A 16,703-nucleotide genomic window follows, 5' to 3' on the forward strand; every position below is an offset into this window, starting at 1 on the left:
TCTTCCTTTCACATTTGATTCATCATCTGATACATAGGCAAGAGCATAGACAAATACACAATTAAGATCATCGCAGCAACAAATCCATAAATCATAGGCTGAAGGATGCCTGTCCATTTCTGCGCCTTGTGTTCCAGCCGCTGCAATATGAACTGGCTGTATGTGAAAAGCTCCCTGTCTAGGCGGCCGCTCAGCTGGCCGTGAGATATGACTTTTGAAAAATCTGTTTCATAAAAAGGGCTGTCACAAATAGCGGCTTCAATAGATTCACCAGCTTTTAACCGTTCAATCACTTGCTCAGCCTCGCAGCGGTAGAAAGGGAGAAACGATTGATGTTTAAATGCATTAAGGCTGTCATAAATTGAGAGGCCTGATTTTAAAAGGCTGCTTAGCTGCAAAGAAAAAAAGTAGCTGTTAAACAGCCTGACAAGTTTTCCAACTAAAGGTATCCTGACACAAATAAGCATTTGCCGGACAGGTGACTTTTTCTTAAACACCAACCAATAATAAAGCCCGATACCTGCTGCAAAAAGAGCAGCCGAAACGACCATCAGATCACTATGCTGAAAACAAGCGAAAAGCATATCGGTTGAACGTGAGGTTTCCATATTCATCGATTGATAAATACCGGAAAACTGCGGAATGATGATGGAATGTAACATATAAAACATGACAGCGACTGTAAAGATGAGGAAAAGCGGATAGCGCAGCACCCTTTTCAGCTGGTCTGCCTGTGCGATTTTTCGTTCCAGCAGCTCTCCGCTCTGGATCATGGAAGCAGGCAATTCACCATGTGTTACAGCAAAATAACAAATACCTATGGCTTCCTTATGAAATGACAAACTCTTTAATACTTGATAAAACGGAGCCCCTTCCCTCAAATGAGTGACCGCGTCAGCCAAGTCGGCCACCTGCCTCTTATTCATCTGAAGCTCCATCAGGCGTAATCCATCCAGAAGCGTATATCCGCCCGCCATCATTTCACCAAGCCGCTTTAATAACAAGGCTTGATCCTTTAGCGGCCAAGTTTTTCTAATCTGTTTCATGATAAACCCACCGGTCATAGTTGTTTGTCGTCAAGTAGCCAAGTGCAATTCCTTTTCTGATAATTTGACGCAGTGTTTGATATTGGTAATTTGCATGATTGCCTTTTGCCTCCTGAATACACTGCTGAAGGTTTTTTCCGTAAAGCAGCTCATAAACGCTTACTCTTCTGGTGTTTCGAGACTGGTGGCAATATACCGATGAACATCTGTTTTCACAAAACGGGCAAGCTAAATCAACCAAGCGCTGAGCCGCTATCGCAATGACGGTCTGTTCGATTTCATTCATATTGATGCCGAATTCAAGCAGCCTGTAAATCGCGCCCTTCGCATCTCTCGTATGAAGGCTCGTCAGCACCAAATGCCCCGTCATCGCTGCTCGCACGGCAATTTCAGCTGTTTCCGCGTCTCTGATCTCACCTAAAATAATCATATCCGGGTCATGGCGCAAAATAGCCTTAAGCCCTGCCGAATATGTCACACCGGCTTTTTCATTCACCTGCACCTGAAGAACATCCTCGTCCCTTGTTTCAACAGGGTCTTCCAGTGTGACAATATTTCGATTAAAGTGTTTTTTTGCATATTGAACGAGAGAGTATAATGTGGTGGTCTTCCCTGAGCCAGTTGGCCCGGTAAAAATGAGCATGCCGTGAGAATGTTTTAAAAATGAGAGTAAAGTGGCTCCTGTCTTAGGAAATAACGACAGTTTATGAATTGATGGGATATTGTATTGAGGCATCACTCTGATCACGAGGCTTTCTTCATTAATAGTGGGAAGTGTTGACATTCTTAAATGAACATTTCCCTTTCCCAGTTTTAACGTAAGCGAACCATTTTGCGGCTTTCTCCTTTCCCCTATGTCCATCGCTGAGAGAAATTTAAAATGTGAAATCAGTCTTACGCACTCTTCTTTTTTCATGTTCCTTTTTTTCAGCAAGGCGTGATCTACCCGAAAATGAATGATGGCGTCCTGCTCCCTCGGCACAATGTGAATGTCAGAAGCCTTTGTTGAATACGCCTCTTCAATCAAGGTTCTGCTTATCGTTTCTATTGAATCCAATTTGATTCCCTCTCCTTTCAATGCGTATTGTAGAAAAATAAGGACTGGTAATCAAACGGAGAAAAAGTGATTTTCCGGAGATGTTATATGCCGAAAAATCAATTTCTGCTGACAGAAAAGATTGTTTCAGCTGAATGTTCCTCCTTGATTTTATTATTTTTCTTAATAAAAAAGCAGGCATGATGACCATCATGCCTGCTTTCCTCTATCTTTCATTATGCTGATTTAGAAATTTCACTTAATGCTTCTCCGGCTTTTTGGTCTGTATTTTTCTCAACGGAAAGATCGCCTAATGCAACAATACCGGCAATTCGTTCGTTTTGAAGAATCGGTAAACGGCGGATTTGGTGCTCTGCCATAAGCTGACTCGCTTCTTCAGCAGACATATCAGGGTGGCCGGATACGATGTCAGCGCTCATGATGTCTCTTGCTTTTGCATCCATCTGATTCTCAGCTAAGCATCTCGTCACAATATCCCGATCAGAAACAATCCCCTTAAGTGTGTCGTTTTCACAGATTGGAATAGAACCGACATTAGAGTCTTTCATCTGTTTCGCTAGTTCTGTGATTGAAGCGGTTGGTTCACAGCATTCTACATTCTTCGTCATAATATCTCTTATTTTCATTTCCATTCCTCCTTTACCGTGTTCTATTTATTTTTTATCCGCTGCACAAAAAATGAAACATCCTACAGTGTCTGCCTTTTTTGAGATTTCTTTTTCTTCTTTCCCTCCTGCAGCATATCTCCCGTCCAGCCTTTCTTCTTCAAATAGAGGTAGATCAGGACCGTAGACGTGCCAATCAATAAGAGCGATAAGAGATATCCGTATTTCCAATTCAGCTCAGGCATCACTGAAAAGTTCATCCCCCAGAGGGCCCCAAGTGCTGTAACCGGCGTAAAAAGCGTCGTGAAAATGGTCAGCGCTTTGAATATTTCATTTCCCCTGTGAGAGGTAATGACTTCCTCTGAATGCAGCAGACTATTAAGCTCCCCTTCAAATTCACTGATGTATGTAAACCCCCTGTCAATTTTGAGTTGTGTCCGCTGATAAACCTTTTTATCTTCATGTTGAGACAAGAAGGTTTCTTTCAATGCCATTTCAATTTTTTTAGTGTTTAGGATTAAGTTTTTCCAGATCATCAGCTCATGGTGCAAGAGATGGACACGGTTTAAAATGCTTTTGCTATTGTCGTCTTTGATTTGCCATCTGAGCTTTCTCAGCTTTACTTCAAATTCATCTAAACCGATTAGATACGCATTCATTAACTCGCTGAGAAGGATCAAAAATCCCTCCATGGTGCTATCTGCTCTTTCCATTTGCTGGACAACTTGTTTTCCCTTAATCCCATTCAAAATCGAAAAATCAAAGTTTATTGTAAAAAAATATTGTCTGGTAATATAAAAGTGAAAAACGGTATGGTCTTTTTCCTCACCCAGCCCCTGATCATATATAATTGAGCCAAATACTGCTTCATTTTCCGTTTCAGTTGTGTCCACACGCAAAAAGTTAATATGATGGTTATTTTCAAACCACTTTTCGCATTGAGGCCAGTGAGAAAAATGGATCAGATCTCTTGCCTTATCTCTTTCCTGAGGCCCCATTTGGTACCAAAACCAATCCTTTCCCGTATGTGCCTTCATGTCAAGCTCCTCCAAACTTTTATTCTTTTGTTCTTTAATTGCCCAAGAAAGGCCTCGCTAAACCAGTCAGCCGCTTCAACACATGTTTTGTGAGCATTTTCCTGTGGTATGGAAAAAAGAAAGACATCGGAAAAGGGAGGTGCATGCCTTCCTTGGAGAAGGCAGTTGTTTTGGAATTTGTCAATTTACTAGCAGTCGCTATTCTCATTTTGTTAACAGGATTTTTTGTTGCCGCAGAATTTTCAATCGTAAAAGTGCGGCGTTCCAGAATTGATCAGCTTGTCGCAAAAGGAAAGAAAGGCGCTAAAGCAGCAAAGCATGTCATCACTCACCTTGATGAATATTTATCAGCCTGCCAGCTGGGCATCACAGTGGCAGCTTTAGGATTGGGCTGGCTGGGGGAACCGACCGTGCAAACCTTGCTTCGTCCCCTTTTTCATAAAGCAGGCTTGAATGAGTCGCTCACCCACCTTCTTTCACTTGTCATTGCCTTTTTAGCGGTGACGTATTTAAATGTCGTCATAGGGGAGCTGGCGCCAAAGAGCTTCGCCATTCAAAAAGCAGAAAGCATTACATTGATGCTTGCCAAACCGCTTATTTGGTTTTATAAAATCATGTTTCCATTCATTTGGCTGCTGAACCACTCTGCCCGGTTGATTACAGGGTTGTTTGGGCTGAAGCCGGCATCAGAGCATGAACTGGCGTATACAGAGGAAGAACTGCGGGTTCTTTTAGCTGAAAGCTATAAAAGCGGTGAAATCAGAAAAAGTGAATTAAGGTATATGGATAATATCTTCACCTTCGATAAACGAATGGCTAAGGAAATCATGGTGCCGCGAAATGAAATGGTCAGTTTGTCACTTGATGAAGACTCAATCCCAAGTCTGCAGGAAACAGTGAAGCAAACAAAATATACACGGTACCCAGTTGTAAGAGAGGATAAAGATAACGTTATGGGCGTAATCAATATGAAAGAAGTGCTGTTTTCAATGCTGGCGAAAGATTTTTCACTGAACAAGCAGCATATTGAACCTTTCATTCAGCCCGTTATCCATGTTATTGAGACAATTCCTATTTATAAATTACTGCTGAAAATGCAAAAGGAACGCACCCATATGGCGATTCTCATTGATGAATATGGCGGAACTTCCGGTTTGGTCACTGTCGAGGATATTATCGAAGAAATTGTAGGAGAAATCCGCGATGAATTTGACGAGGATGAGGTGCCTCATATCCGCGAGCTCGGAAAGAATCACTACTTATTAAATGCAAAGTTATTAATCAGCGATGTAAACAACCTGCTTGGAACAGATTTATCAGAAGCTGAAGTGGACACCTTGGGCGGCTGGTTTCTGACACAAAACATAGACGCCGAGGCTGAAAGTGTGATTGAATATGATGGCTACTCTTTTAAGGTAAAAGACATTGACAGCCATCACATTTTATTCATAGAAGTTAAAAAAGCTGAATAGCCCACGGGAGGCTGTCCAGCTTTTTTCCAGAATGAACATGGTTGTGATTGTTCAGGGTATTATGATTCTTCTATCTTAAATCCTTTATTGGCCAGGGCTTTAGCAAGACTTTGCTCGGTTTTTACATTCGAAAAATCCAGACCCAGCTTCACCACAGTTTGAGCAATTTCTGGCCTGATTCCTGAAATAATCGTCTCAATTCCGAGTAGTTTGGTGCTGTCAATCACTTTAAAAATTTGATAAGCCACCATTGTATCGACGATGGGAACGCCCGAAATATCTAAAAATAAATAGGAGAGTTTTAACGCTGAGCACTGATGCAGCACCGACTCCAAAATCGTCCTCGCTCTGTACGTATCAATTTCACCGACAAGCGGAAGAATCCCTATCCCCTCAGAGATCGGCATAATCGGCGCACTCAATTCATTAATCATTTCTTTTTGTGCGTTTAATTGTATCATCGTGACCTGGGAATATTCTTCAGTAAACACTTCGATGATCTCATCAATGGTTTGATTCAAGATCCGGCTCCACTCATAAATGTCCTGAATGCTGATTTCTTGAGAAGAGGCTTCGCTGAATGTCTGAATCCATTTAAACATGATGTGCCTGAAGGCGTTAAGTTGGCCGACACTTTCTGTTACAGTCACTTCATGAACGGCACGGTCTCTGGCGCATTGAAGAGACCATCGATTGAGCTCATCCTTTACGTCTTCTGCTTTACTAAGGGGTTTCGCCACGATGGTCACTAATGATTCATGCTGGTCTTTTAACTTTTGTTCTAATTTCTTTTGATCTTGAGCGGAATGCAGCCCACTTCCTTTTGACATGCAAGTTTCCAGCCATTGTTTGATAATATCTTCTTTGTGCTCTCTTAAATACTGATCAAGAGCTATCATCTTAATGAGCTACCTCCTGTTTTTTTGAAAAATATATGTTTCCTATGTATAATGCGTCTTCCTCAGCACATACTATGTTTACATTCGATGGGCTATAGCCAAGCGGTAAGGCAATGGACTTTGACTCCGTGATCGTTGGTTCGAATCCAGCTAGCCCAGTTTCTGAACAGGTGAAAAACCGAAGATAAGCTGATTCATAAAAATCAGCGGATCTTCGGTTTTTCATCATGCAGATTGATGAACCGTTTTTTTCTTCGATAGCTTCAACAGTTCTCCCGGATTATAACCGATCACCAGCTTTTTGTTGTCCACAAGAATCGGACGTCGCAAAAGCTTCGGCTTCTCGATTAAAAGTTCCAACACCTCATTTACCGTCATCTCTTCGATGTTTAGATTTAAATCTTTGAAGGTCTGGCTTCTTGTCGCTAAAATTTCATCAATACCTTCTGTCGTTAACGATAAAATGTACCTTAATTCTTCTATTGTCGGGGTTTCTCTGAATAAGTGCCGTTCGTTAAATTCAATTTGATGCGCTTTAAGCCAATGTTTTGTTTTTCGGCATGACGTGCAGCTTGGATATGAGTAAAAAATTAATTGTTCCATTCGTTTTTTCCTCCTAGTTAACCATCTCTTTGTAGAATAACTACCCGGATCATTTTTTATTTAAACCATTTAAAGAACTTTTTTTCGGCTTATTTTTAAAAAAACAGCCATATAATAGAAAACGCAATCAAAGGAACAAATTCCATTTGTATAACAATAATGAAAATGTTTACATTTCTAGGTGTGATCTATTATAATAACAGTCAGAGGTACTCTCGGGAGGGGATAAAAATGAATCGCATGTTCCGGGTGTTAGGATTTTGGACGGGAATTTTTGCAGTCATGTTTTATTTGGGTGATATGAAAGATGCTTCCCTATTATTTTTTGGACAGACGATCCTATTTGTATTTCTATCGTATTTGAACTTAACTGAACGCATGTATATTTATATTTTTGGCGCTTATTTAACGATTTTCTTTGCCGGCTTTACATATTACTCAATTTTTATTATGGTGCCCGGCGGCGGAGGCCATTAAATGCAAAAAGAGACAAACCTTATCGGTTTGTCTCTTTTATTACAATGAAAACCCATTTAAAAACGGATTTTGATCCTGCTCATTCTGCACGTCTGTTTCAGGGCCATGGCCGCTTAACACCAGCGTGTGCTCCGGCAGCGTAAGCAGTTTTTCATGAATGGACGTCAGCAGCGTCTCTTGATCGCCGCCTATCAAATCCGTACGCCCTATGCCGCCTTGAAACAGGACATCTCCGGAGATTACCAAGTCTGCATCCTTCACGTAGTAAGAAACACTGCCTGGCGAATGTCCCGGCGTAAATAATGTTTCCAAATGAAATGGTCCGATATTGAGCTCACCGTCTCCTTCAATCAGATGATCTGCAGGCTTAGCTGTGATTTCTATCCCTCTCAGCATGCCGGAGCCGTTTAAAGAGGCATCCGTAAGCCAATTCTTTTCATTCTGATGCAGGTAAACAGGGATATCCCATTTTTCTCTCACTTCATCCAGCGCTCCAATATGGTCGAAATGGGCATGTGTAAGCAAAATGGCTAAAGGCGTCAGCCCGTTATCTTTTATGTATTGATTGATTTTATTTCCTTCTCCGCCCGGATCAAAAATCAGGCATTGATCATCATTGATGAGAAAATATGCGTTCGCTTGAATCGGCCCAACTGGCATTCGTCTCCATTTCACTATGATCACCTCTTTCTTTTTATGCTCCTATTATGAGGGTTTTTGAAAAAAGATTCAAACAATCGCAATGAAAACGCTATCGACAAACCTCTAAAAAACAGGTAGAATAAAAATGGAAAGAATTGCAGGTTTTTCAATGTAAAGGGGGCTGCGTAATGTTACTTGTCGTGATTTTCGGCCTTGTCGCTCTTTTCGCTTTATGGGGAGTCTTGCGTTCTGTTAAAAATAGAAATATACTTGGATTTTTAATGGCCGGAGCCACCTTATTTGTCTTTGGCTGGTTTACGGTGATGACCGTGATAAACAGCGGCTATCCAACCGCGCATTAAAACCTGTATCCCATTGGATACAGGTTTGTTTTTATTGCTGTAATCGTTTATTGACACTTTCTATTTTGCTTTCAAGCGTCGTTTTTTTGTCACGTCTGTCATCAATTCGGATGTTTGTTGCCACTCTGTGCAGCCCTTTTTGAAACGGTGCTTCGTGAATTTCCTGAATAACTGTGAAAAGGTCACTGAGTTCTCCCTCGATCAGCGTGTTCATCGGTGTCAGCTGGTATTTGATTTTCCCTTCAGCTTGATATTTTTCTAAAATTTTTTGGACATCGGCCACGTAATCACTCACACTAGGTGTTTCCGTTCCGATTGGGATAATGGTTACATCTGCGATAGCCATCGTTATTCCATCTCCTTTTGATCAATGATGAGTTGCTTCATTTCATGTGATTCCAATAAAATGATCTGCTCAAAATGAAAGCCGTATAACGCATATTTCCCGTTCGGAGAAATTTGTATCGGCTCCATTTTCGGCAGGGAGAAAAGATCGTTTGCCTTTCCCGATGCCACATTGACAGCTGCGAGCTTATATGAATCGCCGCTTTCTTTAAACGTATAAAAAAGAGCTTTTGCTTCATCATAATCATACTCCATCGGAGCCAAATTTGTATATTTTGTTTGGAGCGGCCATTCCGCTGTAACTGGCGATTTTGTTTGCGGCGTATTAAACTGATACGTCCCTTTTTGTCCGGAAGCTGATTTGACAGTAAAACTCATTTGATGGAAAGAATCAAAGAAAAGAACATCATCCTCGAGCTTTTCTTCCGTATTGGAGGCCGTATCGAATGTATATAAAGGCCCTGACTTATCCTCTCTTCCCTCTTTTACATAACCAAATGTATTTTTGGATGTCCAATGAATAAATGGAACCTGTACCGGACTTAAGGAAGACTCGTCTTTTTTGGCATTCACCTGATATGTATGGAAATCCCAGTTTTCAGAGAAGACCGTAACCATCATTTGATAAGGATCATACTGGTTCCAAGCAGCCTCGAGCTCATACGTTTCATATTCTTTTTGGTAAAGCGTCTCTCCTTTTGCATTAAGCAAAACCACTGCTGTCTTTTGGCTGTGCGTAACTTGCAGCAGAATCATCTGCTTTTTCGGATTGATTTGAACATCAACGATTTGGCCATCCGTCCGATAAAGCTTTTTCGCTTTGCCGGTATAGATGCGGTACGAAAAAAGCTCTGTTTTCGTCGGATCGGACGCGGTATATAAAATTGTGCTGTTATTCAGCCATCCTTCAGCTCCATCCGCTTTTTCCGCGGAAAGCGGAATGATGTCTTTTTCCTCATCTTTTGCCGCCGATGTTTGTTTTTGCTGCTGATGAGATGGTTCGCATGCCGTTAAACTAAACAGCAAAGCCGACAGCAGAATGAAACAAACTGATCTCATCAGCCTTCCCCTCCGATCATCTTTATTGTCGCATATTTGCTGCGGCAGAAAAAAGAAAAAGTTTTCAGTTACTCATGAAAAAATAGCGACCTCCACAAAATGCCGTTTGTCGCATTATAAATATGTGAAAACTGCTGAAACGGCAAAGGATTTTGACCTTTTCCAAGTTCCACCGTATATCCTTCTTTAAAATAATAGTGAATAAACCAATCGCGAAATCCCGCATAGCTATCTATATCCCTTATCCCTTTATAAATGTTCCCGCTTAACTTCTCAAAATCCTTTATGACTGCAACAGATTCTTCAGGTTCAAGGCCTTTGTAGCCCCAATAAATTTCTTCTCCCTGAGTATGGAGGGCCAGCAGTCTGTCAGGTGGATTCTCCGTTATCAGACGGTACATCGCGATGGATTCCGGTTCCGTAAGCGGAGTGATTCCCGGAAAATCGCGGTAGGTCGGTGCTGTCGGTTTGCGGTGTTTCTCAATTTCCCATAATGACGGAAATTGTTTATTTAAATCAACTCCGTTTATGTTTGCCTTCCATTCATTAAAATTCGGACGATGGCCATTTAGCCGTTCGAGCTCTTCTTTCCTGGTTCCCATGCCTTCTGATCCATTCAAGACAAGATCAACGCCATCCGGATTAACAAGAGGAACGAGAGACAGAGATGTGCTGCTGAACAGCTTCATGGGAGAAAAGCCGAAGAAAGGCGAGTTGCAGCATAATGACATGCAGTATTCCTTAAACCATTTTAGCAGGACAGACGTGGTGATCCACTCATTCGCATGAAACGAGGCGTTCATATGAACCTTTTTTACAGCATGCTCTCCACCTGCCTTCAGCTCCCAGATTGGTCTGCCAAGTACAGAACGGCCAATTTTTCGGCATGAAACAAAGGGAAATACATCAATAATCTTCTTTACTTCCTTTTCAACACCTGCATCATCATAGATTTTTCCTTGCTCTATCCAGTTATCAGAAAGATCAAGCTCTCGAGGCTGTAAAAAGCTCTTGATCTCCTGAATGGTTTGAAGCTCCTTATCGTTATTCTCTTCAATCAAATAACCAGGACAATACAATTGGTGCTTCTGTCCGGTGCGATTTGCGCTTTTAAGCAGTTCCTCGTCTATCTTCAGTTCTCTCGCCACTCTGGTCAAGTTGTGCTTGATCTCAGGTTTCACCGTAATAAACGCCATCATCATCCCCCTTTTTTGTTACTATATGACAGCGTGTTTAAAAAAAGAAAGCCTCCCGCCACTTTGTTGGGGGAGACATTGTGATTACGATGCCTGATCGATCATTTGTTTTTCTTTTCGTTTTGACGAATGGTCCAGCCTTTTCTGATCATAAAAACGCAACAAATCACCATAGATGATTTCATCAGAAAGTGACAGCTCCTGTTTCGCTTTATCAGCAAATGCTTCACATTGTTTTGCCTCTTTTAGCGGCTTACCGGTCTCTTTGTCATAACAAACACCGTCAGTATATACAACCTGATCCGTGATAAAACTCCCGTCCCGGAGCACTGTAAAGTCCATTTTTTCCTCTGAAAGCAGATCGTTGCCAAATTGAATTTGATCTTTCGTTTCAATCCCTAAAAGATTCATCAGCGTCGGCCTGATATCAATTTGTCCGCCTACTGTTTCAATGGTTTGCGGCTTTTTATCAGTAATACCGGGAATATGAATGACAAGCGGCACCTTTTGGAGCTGTACTTCTTCAAATGGTGTAATCTCTTTCCCTAAAAATTGCCCCATCGCTTCATTATGGTTTTCCGATATACCATAATGGTCACCGTATAATATGATAATAGAGTTGTCGTATAATCCGTCTTCTCTCAGCTTTTCGATAAACCGTTTCAGCGCCTCATCCTGATAGCGTACGGTCGGGAAGTATTTATTTAGCGTCTGGCTGCTTGAATCATATCGATCAATCAATTTGTCCTCTTCATCAAGATCAAACGGGAAGTGGTTCGTCAGTGTGATCAACCTCGAATAAAACGGCTGAGGCAGATTTTTCATCAGCTCTGAAGATTGCTCAAAAAATTCTTTGTCCTTCAGTCCCCAGCCGACTGAATTTTTGTCATTTACATCATAGGCATTACTATCTAAAAAAGAATCATATCCAAGCGATTCATACATTAAATCACGATTCCAAAAGCTTTTATTATTAGCGTGAAGGACAGCTGAATAGTAACCGCTGTTTTTCAGAATCTCAGGTGCGGCTCTGTATTCGTTTCCTGCATTTGTAAAAAACACGGCACCTCGTCCAAGCGGATACAGTGAATTGTCCACGATAAATTCAGAATCCGATGTTTTTCCCTGACCGGTTTGGTGGTAAACATTATTGAAATTGTAGCTCTGTTTTATAAAGTCATTCAGAAAAGGCGTGATTTCTTTTCCATTCACCTTTTCATTGACCACAAAGCTTTGCGTCGACTCTAAGGATACGAGAATGACGTTCCTGCCTTTTGCAGCGCCGAATAAACTTTTGTTGGCGTCTTTCGCATTAGCGGTTACGTAGTTTTCAATTTCCGTCAGGCTGTTGCTGTCAGCCAAGGCTCTTTGTGCAGACTGCTTCGACTGAAGAACACCGTCGTAAATATGAAAATTAAACAAACTGATGTTTTTAACAAGCATTTCTCTGTCAAATGAACGTGTCAATAGCTGAGGTCTTTCTGCTTCAGACAAGCCCAAATTGAAGAAATAAACAGAAGCAACAAACAGAAAATATGCCGCCCGTTCATTTTTCGTGGAGGGAATGTCCGATTGAAAAGCTTTTTGCCCAATGTGAAGCCATATTAAAACCACAATATCTACAGCCAATAGAAGGTCTGTCGGCTCTAGAAGTGTTCCGATGCTGCTTCCGAGATCACCCATATTGCTCGTTTGAAAAAGAACAGGAATCGTTAAGAAATCATTGTAAAAACGGTAAAAAACCATATTTGCCAGCAATACAAATGTGACAAGACAGCTCATCGCAATCATGTAACGATTTCTGTTTTTGCCTTTTAAAAACAGGCTGAAGCCAAAAATGAACAGCAAAAAGCTCAATGGGTTGATAAACAGAATAAATTCCTGCGTTAGATTGTCGATTTTAATATGAAAACTGGTTTTGTAAACAGCATACGTTTTCAGCCACATCAATAAAATGGCAATCAGCATAAATGAAAACTTCGAAAAAAACGTTTTTCGCATTTCAACCTCCTATGCAGCACGCTCGAAAAATCAGTCTATTCCTAACATTCTCATTATCACATTAATTTAAATCTTAACCTGAACATAACAAAAAATCAATTTCATTTATACAATTTTAACAATTTTGGTGTTTCATCCATTCGTTTTTAGCGATCCAAGCGCCGCCGATAACGCCGGCATCATTTCCAAGTGTGGCAATTGAAATATCAGCCGCTTCTGCCGCCCGTGGAAACGCGCATTTGCGGAATGTTTTCTCGACTTTTGATCTCAGCAGTTCTCCAGCTCTCGAAACGCCGCCGCCCAGAACGATTTTTGACGGATTAAGCGAGCTTGCCAAATTTCCGAGCACCAAACCAAGGTGTTCGGATACATAATCAATGACTTCCAGGGCAATTTCGTCATTTTCATCCGCCGCTTCAAATACATCCCTCGCTGACAATTGTTCAGATGCTTGTAAACGTGTCGTCTGTTTAGCATCTGCAATTTTCTCTTTTGCAATTCTTACAATTCCGGTTGCGGACGCTATTGTTTCGATACAGCCCGTCTTTCCGCAGTTGCAAGGCGCTCCGCCTTCAGGAATGCTGCAAATATGGCCGATTTCCCCGCCGGCGCCATTTATGCCATGTACAATTTCACCATTTACAATGATACCGCCGCCAACTCCCGTGCCAAGCGTCACGAGAATGACGTCTTTTGCGCCGTCACCCGCTCCCTTCCACATTTCCCCGAGCGCAGCAATATTCGCGTCGTTTTCTATCACAGCCGGGATGCCGGTTTCTGTCTCCAGATGGTTCTTTAAAGCATAGTTTTTCCACCCCAGATTTACTGTTTCATAAACGACTCCGGCTGCCATATCTACAGGACCCGGTGCGCCCATTCCGATGTATTTAATGATATGCTTCGGTTTTTGCAGCTCATCCAGCTTGCTGTCGATTGTTTTTGCAATCGCAACGGTAATGGTATCGCCGGTTTTATCAGTCGGGACTTCCCACTTATGCTGAATTTCACCATATTGATTAATAAAAGCGAGTTTAATCGTCGTTCCTCCCAGATCAATGCCTGCAAACCATATCTCGTCCATTTTTATCACCTTAGCCTTTACATCTTTCGTTTTTTTGTTTGTTCCAATTCTTTTCGAAGGACAGCTGCCGCTTTGGCCCATTGCTCCTTCTCAATCATGTGGTTCATGTATAATTCCTTTAATTCATCCAGCATAAACTCTATTTCAAGCTCTCTGTCTCCAAAATAAACAATGTGGCCAAACGTTTTTAACAGCTGCTGCACATCATAAAATGTATTCATTTTTCCTCACCATTCTTGATCTTAACTATCATAAGCGTATTCATATAGATGCAGCCGGTCAAGAAGAAATGACAAAAAAGCCAGTCTCCCTCCCCGGCATATTCCATTCCTTATGATTCTTCTTTATTGTTTTCTATTTGTCGCTGCAGCTCTTTATAACGCTGCTCCTTCGGCTCTAGGTTTACAGCCGACTCGATAGCCTTCCCTGCTTGACCAAGCTCATTTTTTTCCGCATACAGCAAGGCTAAATAGTAATAGGAGTCATGGTCTTTAGGTTCTTTTTCCACTGCTCTTTCCAAAAGGGAAATCGCCTGATCATATTCACCGATTTGAATATCTGAAACAGCCAGAATTTTCAATAGATCAACAGAGGCATCTTTTTGCTCCGCTTCTCCGTTCAGCAATTCCGTTACTTCTTTATACTTTCCTTCCTGATTCAGCTCTCTCGCCTGCTGAATCAGCGCCGACTCCTGATGGGAGGGCGAATGCAATCCGTAGTATAAAAACCCGGCCGCCAAAGCAAGCAGCAAAACCGCTGACAATAATCTTCTTGCCAATGCTCGGGCTTTGGGTAATCCTAGTGCGGCGGCTGCGAAAAAACCGCCAATCAAGCCGCCGATATGTCCTGAATTATCAATATTCGAAACCGCAAAACCAAAGCCCAGATTGATGATAATAATGACGATAATATTGGTTCCGATCGTTCTAAAAAACATTTTCCGATTTGACAAAGCTATATACAGCAATGCACCTAAGCATCCGAATATGGCTCCTGAAGCGCCTGCTGAAGGATACGGGCTGAACACAAAGCTTGCGATCGAACCCGTGATGCCAGCAGCCAGATAAATCAGCAAAAATCTGCCCGATCCGTACATCCGCTCAACCGCTGTACCGACCGACCATAAAGCCAGCGTGTTAAACGCTAAATGCGCAATGCCGATGTGAAGCACAATCGGTGTCAAAAGCCGCCACCATTCTCCAGCTGCAATCAGGCTGTTTTCCTTTGCTCCAAAAGCGACAAGCGTCTCCGTATTTGTACTGCCCCCGTTTAATTCAAGCAAGAAAAACATCAAGATCTGAAGCGCGATGAATAAATATGTAAAGATTGGTTTTCCGTTTTGAAAAACCGCCGCTTCATTTTTTCTCTGTTCTTCTTGTTTCAGTACTAGCGAAAGGAAGCGTTCTCTCGCCATTTGCGCGTCTTCAAACGAAGCGCGGGCTTCTGTGCATTCTTCCGCAGGAAATGATGGAAAAACAGCTTGAAGATCATCACGGAGCATCGTTCTCCTCACGATCGCCGGCTCAACTGATACAGGCCCCTTCTCAAAAGGCTTTTCGGCGATCTCTTCCCAGTCATCAACAGGGGCTTCCGCTGAAAAAAATACATTCAGCAGTTTCATCTGACGATTGCCCATCGACGCCCTGATTCGTTCTACTCGTTCAGCCTGCTCTTCTATGTCTCTTGCCATTTCCTGGCGAAAATCAATATCATGTTTATATAGGCGAACCAGATCATAAGAGGACTTGTCCGGTGCTTCCAGCCACATTTCATCTGACTCACCGGCTTGTATGACGCCATACCCGCTATTCACTAAGTGCGCCGCAATTTTCCAATATGTATACTCCAGCAAATACATGTTTACCGCTCCAATGGTTTTTTTTCATTATAACAGCTGATGCTCCGAACGCCTACCGAAAGCAAAAAATCCCGTTTTTCACGGGATTTTAGAAAGCTTGCTGTATAAACTTATTGCGGATAAACGGAATTCTTAAAAATAAATGAATAAAAGACCGCCTGATTCCCGGCTGGCTGAGTACGGTATTCATAAGACGGTAGCGGTTTTGATAAAACATGACGGCAGAAACAGCGAAAATGGCATAAATCATAAGTTTTTTCATCATATCCCTCCTGCCAATTAGGGTTTGTCATTCTTTTTTATTTATTCTTAAATAAGGAGCAGGAACGTTAGGGACAACAAAAAACGATTCGACCCTCTGTTATCAGCTGATGTACCGGGATGTCATGCGGCAGACGGGGAACGTGTGAAAACAGCTGGCACTCCAAAAGCAAAGAGACTGTCTTCCCTTCATAATCGCTTAAAAAACGGTCATAATAGCCGCCGCCAAAGCCGACCCTAAACCCGTCAGTATCGAAACAAACACCCGGAACGATTATCAAGTCAATTTGTGATGGTTCCACTTTTTTTGTTTTTTCGATTACCGGCTCAAGAAGTCCGGCGTAAACGGTTTCGAGCTGATCATCGGTCTGATATGTACGGAATTGCATGTTCTTCGATTTCGGGTCGCATTTGGGAATACAAACTTGTTTCCCTTCTTTCCAAGCCTGCTTAATGACGGGACGCGTCGGTATTTCCAGCCCTCTGGAGATGGTGACGGCAATGGTGCTGGCATTTTGCCACTCCGGCAGAGAAAACAAACGCTTGTACATACGCGCTGTTTTTTGAAGTAGATCTTCATCTGATACAGCAGATAGTGCCTCCATCGTCTTTTTTCTTAATTGTGATTTCATCTCTCATCCCCCTCGGAAAAGAAAAAAGCCAGAACCTTTTTTCAAAGCTCTGGCTTTTTTTACACCTCAA

The 16,703-nt window shown here is 42.0% G+C and carries 19 protein-coding genes and 1 tRNA gene; 4 read left to right on the forward strand and 16 right to left on the reverse strand.

What is annotated here, in order from left to right; all coding sequences use genetic code 11:
* Positions 1–8: 8 nt before the first annotated feature.
* From comGB to V6D44_RS12860, 4 genes are all read right to left on the reverse strand, one after another.
* The gene (gene comGB / locus V6D44_RS12845) at positions 9–1,046 is read right to left on the reverse strand and encodes a competence type IV pilus assembly protein ComGB (RefSeq protein WP_202327196.1); all 1,038 of its coding nucleotides are present in this window, start codon (positions 1,044–1,046) and stop codon (positions 9–11) included.
* On the reverse strand, positions 1,033–2,103 hold the full coding sequence (gene comGA, locus V6D44_RS12850) for a competence protein ComGA (RefSeq protein ID WP_087990704.1): 1,071 nt from the start codon (positions 2,101–2,103) through the stop codon (positions 1,033–1,035). The genes comGB and comGA overlap by 14 nt, the downstream gene beginning before the upstream one ends.
* A gap of 215 nt (positions 2,104–2,318) precedes the next feature.
* The gene (locus V6D44_RS12855; protein ID WP_087990705.1) at positions 2,319–2,729 is read right to left on the reverse strand and encodes a CBS domain-containing protein; all 411 of its coding nucleotides are present in this window, start codon (positions 2,727–2,729) and stop codon (positions 2,319–2,321) included.
* 62 nt (positions 2,730–2,791) lie between these two features.
* Positions 2,792–3,745 (reverse strand): magnesium transporter CorA family protein, encoded by a 954-nt coding sequence (locus V6D44_RS12860; protein ID WP_087990706.1) that lies wholly within the window; start codon positions 3,743–3,745, stop codon positions 2,792–2,794.
* A 143-nt stretch (positions 3,746–3,888) separates the two neighbouring features.
* Here V6D44_RS12860 and V6D44_RS12865 point away from each other — a divergent pair, with 143 nt between their 5' ends.
* Positions 3,889–5,217: a hemolysin family protein gene (locus V6D44_RS12865; protein ID WP_087990707.1), complete on the forward strand. Its 1,329-nt coding sequence runs from the start codon at positions 3,889–3,891 to the stop codon at positions 5,215–5,217.
* 59 nt (positions 5,218–5,276) lie between these two features.
* On the opposite strand, the gene V6D44_RS12870 is transcribed toward V6D44_RS12865, so the two are convergent.
* On the reverse strand, positions 5,277–6,116 hold the full coding sequence (locus V6D44_RS12870; protein ID WP_087990708.1) for an STAS domain-containing protein: 840 nt from the start codon (positions 6,114–6,116) through the stop codon (positions 5,277–5,279).
* Between the two features lie 88 nt (positions 6,117–6,204).
* Between V6D44_RS12870 and V6D44_RS12875 the strand changes: the two genes are divergently transcribed.
* Positions 6,205–6,275, forward strand: a tRNA-Gln gene (locus tag V6D44_RS12875).
* A 66-nt stretch (positions 6,276–6,341) separates the two neighbouring features.
* Here the strand turns inward: V6D44_RS12875 and mgsR are convergent.
* A complete protein-coding gene (gene mgsR / locus V6D44_RS12880; protein WP_087990709.1) occupies positions 6,342–6,719 on the reverse strand; it encodes a transcriptional regulator MgsR in 378 nt (125 codons plus the stop codon).
* Positions 6,720–6,950: 231 nt separating this feature from the next.
* Between mgsR and V6D44_RS12885 the strand changes: the two genes are divergently transcribed.
* The gene (locus tag V6D44_RS12885; protein WP_003226300.1) at positions 6,951–7,196 is read left to right on the forward strand and encodes a DUF2626 domain-containing protein; all 246 of its coding nucleotides are present in this window, start codon (positions 6,951–6,953) and stop codon (positions 7,194–7,196) included.
* A 39-nt stretch (positions 7,197–7,235) separates the two neighbouring features.
* Here the strand turns inward: V6D44_RS12885 and V6D44_RS12890 are convergent, their stop codons facing one another.
* Positions 7,236–7,871, reverse strand: coding sequence for an MBL fold metallo-hydrolase (locus V6D44_RS12890; RefSeq protein ID WP_333516569.1), 636 nt, complete (start codon positions 7,869–7,871; stop codon positions 7,236–7,238).
* Positions 7,872–8,026: 155 nt separating this feature from the next.
* Here V6D44_RS12890 and V6D44_RS12895 point away from each other — a divergent pair, with 155 nt between their 5' ends.
* The gene (locus V6D44_RS12895) at positions 8,027–8,200 is read left to right on the forward strand and encodes a DUF2759 domain-containing protein (protein WP_202327183.1); all 174 of its coding nucleotides are present in this window, start codon (positions 8,027–8,029) and stop codon (positions 8,198–8,200) included.
* A gap of 31 nt (positions 8,201–8,231) precedes the next feature.
* Here the strand turns inward: V6D44_RS12895 and V6D44_RS12900 are convergent, their stop codons facing one another.
* The 9 genes from V6D44_RS12900 to V6D44_RS12940 all read right to left on the reverse strand — a co-directional run bounded on the left by V6D44_RS12900 (position 8,232) and on the right by V6D44_RS12940 (position 16,633).
* Complete coding sequence (locus V6D44_RS12900) at positions 8,232–8,546, reverse strand: MTH1187 family thiamine-binding protein (RefSeq protein WP_202327181.1); 315 nt, start codon at positions 8,544–8,546, stop codon at positions 8,232–8,234.
* A gap of 2 nt (positions 8,547–8,548) precedes the next feature.
* A complete protein-coding gene (locus V6D44_RS12905) occupies positions 8,549–9,604 on the reverse strand; it encodes a hypothetical protein (RefSeq protein ID WP_202327178.1) in 1,056 nt (351 codons plus the stop codon).
* A 68-nt stretch (positions 9,605–9,672) separates the two neighbouring features.
* Positions 9,673–10,803 (reverse strand): M14 family metallopeptidase, encoded by a 1,131-nt coding sequence (locus V6D44_RS12910; protein WP_333516675.1) that lies wholly within the window; start codon positions 10,801–10,803, stop codon positions 9,673–9,675.
* An 81-nt stretch (positions 10,804–10,884) separates the two neighbouring features.
* Complete coding sequence (locus V6D44_RS12915; protein ID WP_087990715.1) at positions 10,885–12,801, reverse strand: LTA synthase family protein; 1,917 nt, start codon at positions 12,799–12,801, stop codon at positions 10,885–10,887.
* Positions 12,802–12,916: 115 nt separating this feature from the next.
* A complete protein-coding gene (gene glcK / locus V6D44_RS12920) occupies positions 12,917–13,882 on the reverse strand; it encodes a glucose kinase GlcK (protein ID WP_087990716.1) in 966 nt (321 codons plus the stop codon).
* Between the two features lie 17 nt (positions 13,883–13,899).
* Positions 13,900–14,103, reverse strand: coding sequence for a YqgQ family protein (locus tag V6D44_RS12925; RefSeq protein ID WP_087990717.1), 204 nt, complete (start codon positions 14,101–14,103; stop codon positions 13,900–13,902).
* Positions 14,104–14,213: 110 nt separating this feature from the next.
* Positions 14,214–15,740 carry a rhomboid protease YqgP gene (gene yqgP / locus V6D44_RS12930; RefSeq protein ID WP_333516570.1) on the reverse strand — a complete coding sequence of 509 codons (1,527 nt, stop codon included), beginning with the start codon at positions 15,738–15,740 and terminating at the stop codon, positions 14,214–14,216.
* Between the two features lie 88 nt (positions 15,741–15,828).
* Positions 15,829–16,002, reverse strand: a complete 174-nt coding sequence (locus tag V6D44_RS12935) for a hypothetical protein (RefSeq protein WP_087990719.1) — start codon at positions 16,000–16,002, stop codon at positions 15,829–15,831.
* Positions 16,003–16,069: 67 nt separating this feature from the next.
* Complete coding sequence (locus V6D44_RS12940; protein ID WP_087990720.1) at positions 16,070–16,633, reverse strand: 5-formyltetrahydrofolate cyclo-ligase; 564 nt, start codon at positions 16,631–16,633, stop codon at positions 16,070–16,072.
* Positions 16,634–16,703 lie beyond the last annotated feature (70 nt).

Origin of the sequence: Bacillus sp. 0209A (assembly GCF_036765095.1) — a bacterium.
GTDB classification, from domain to species: Bacteria; Bacillota; Bacilli; order Bacillales; family Bacillaceae; genus Bacillus; species Bacillus subtilis_G.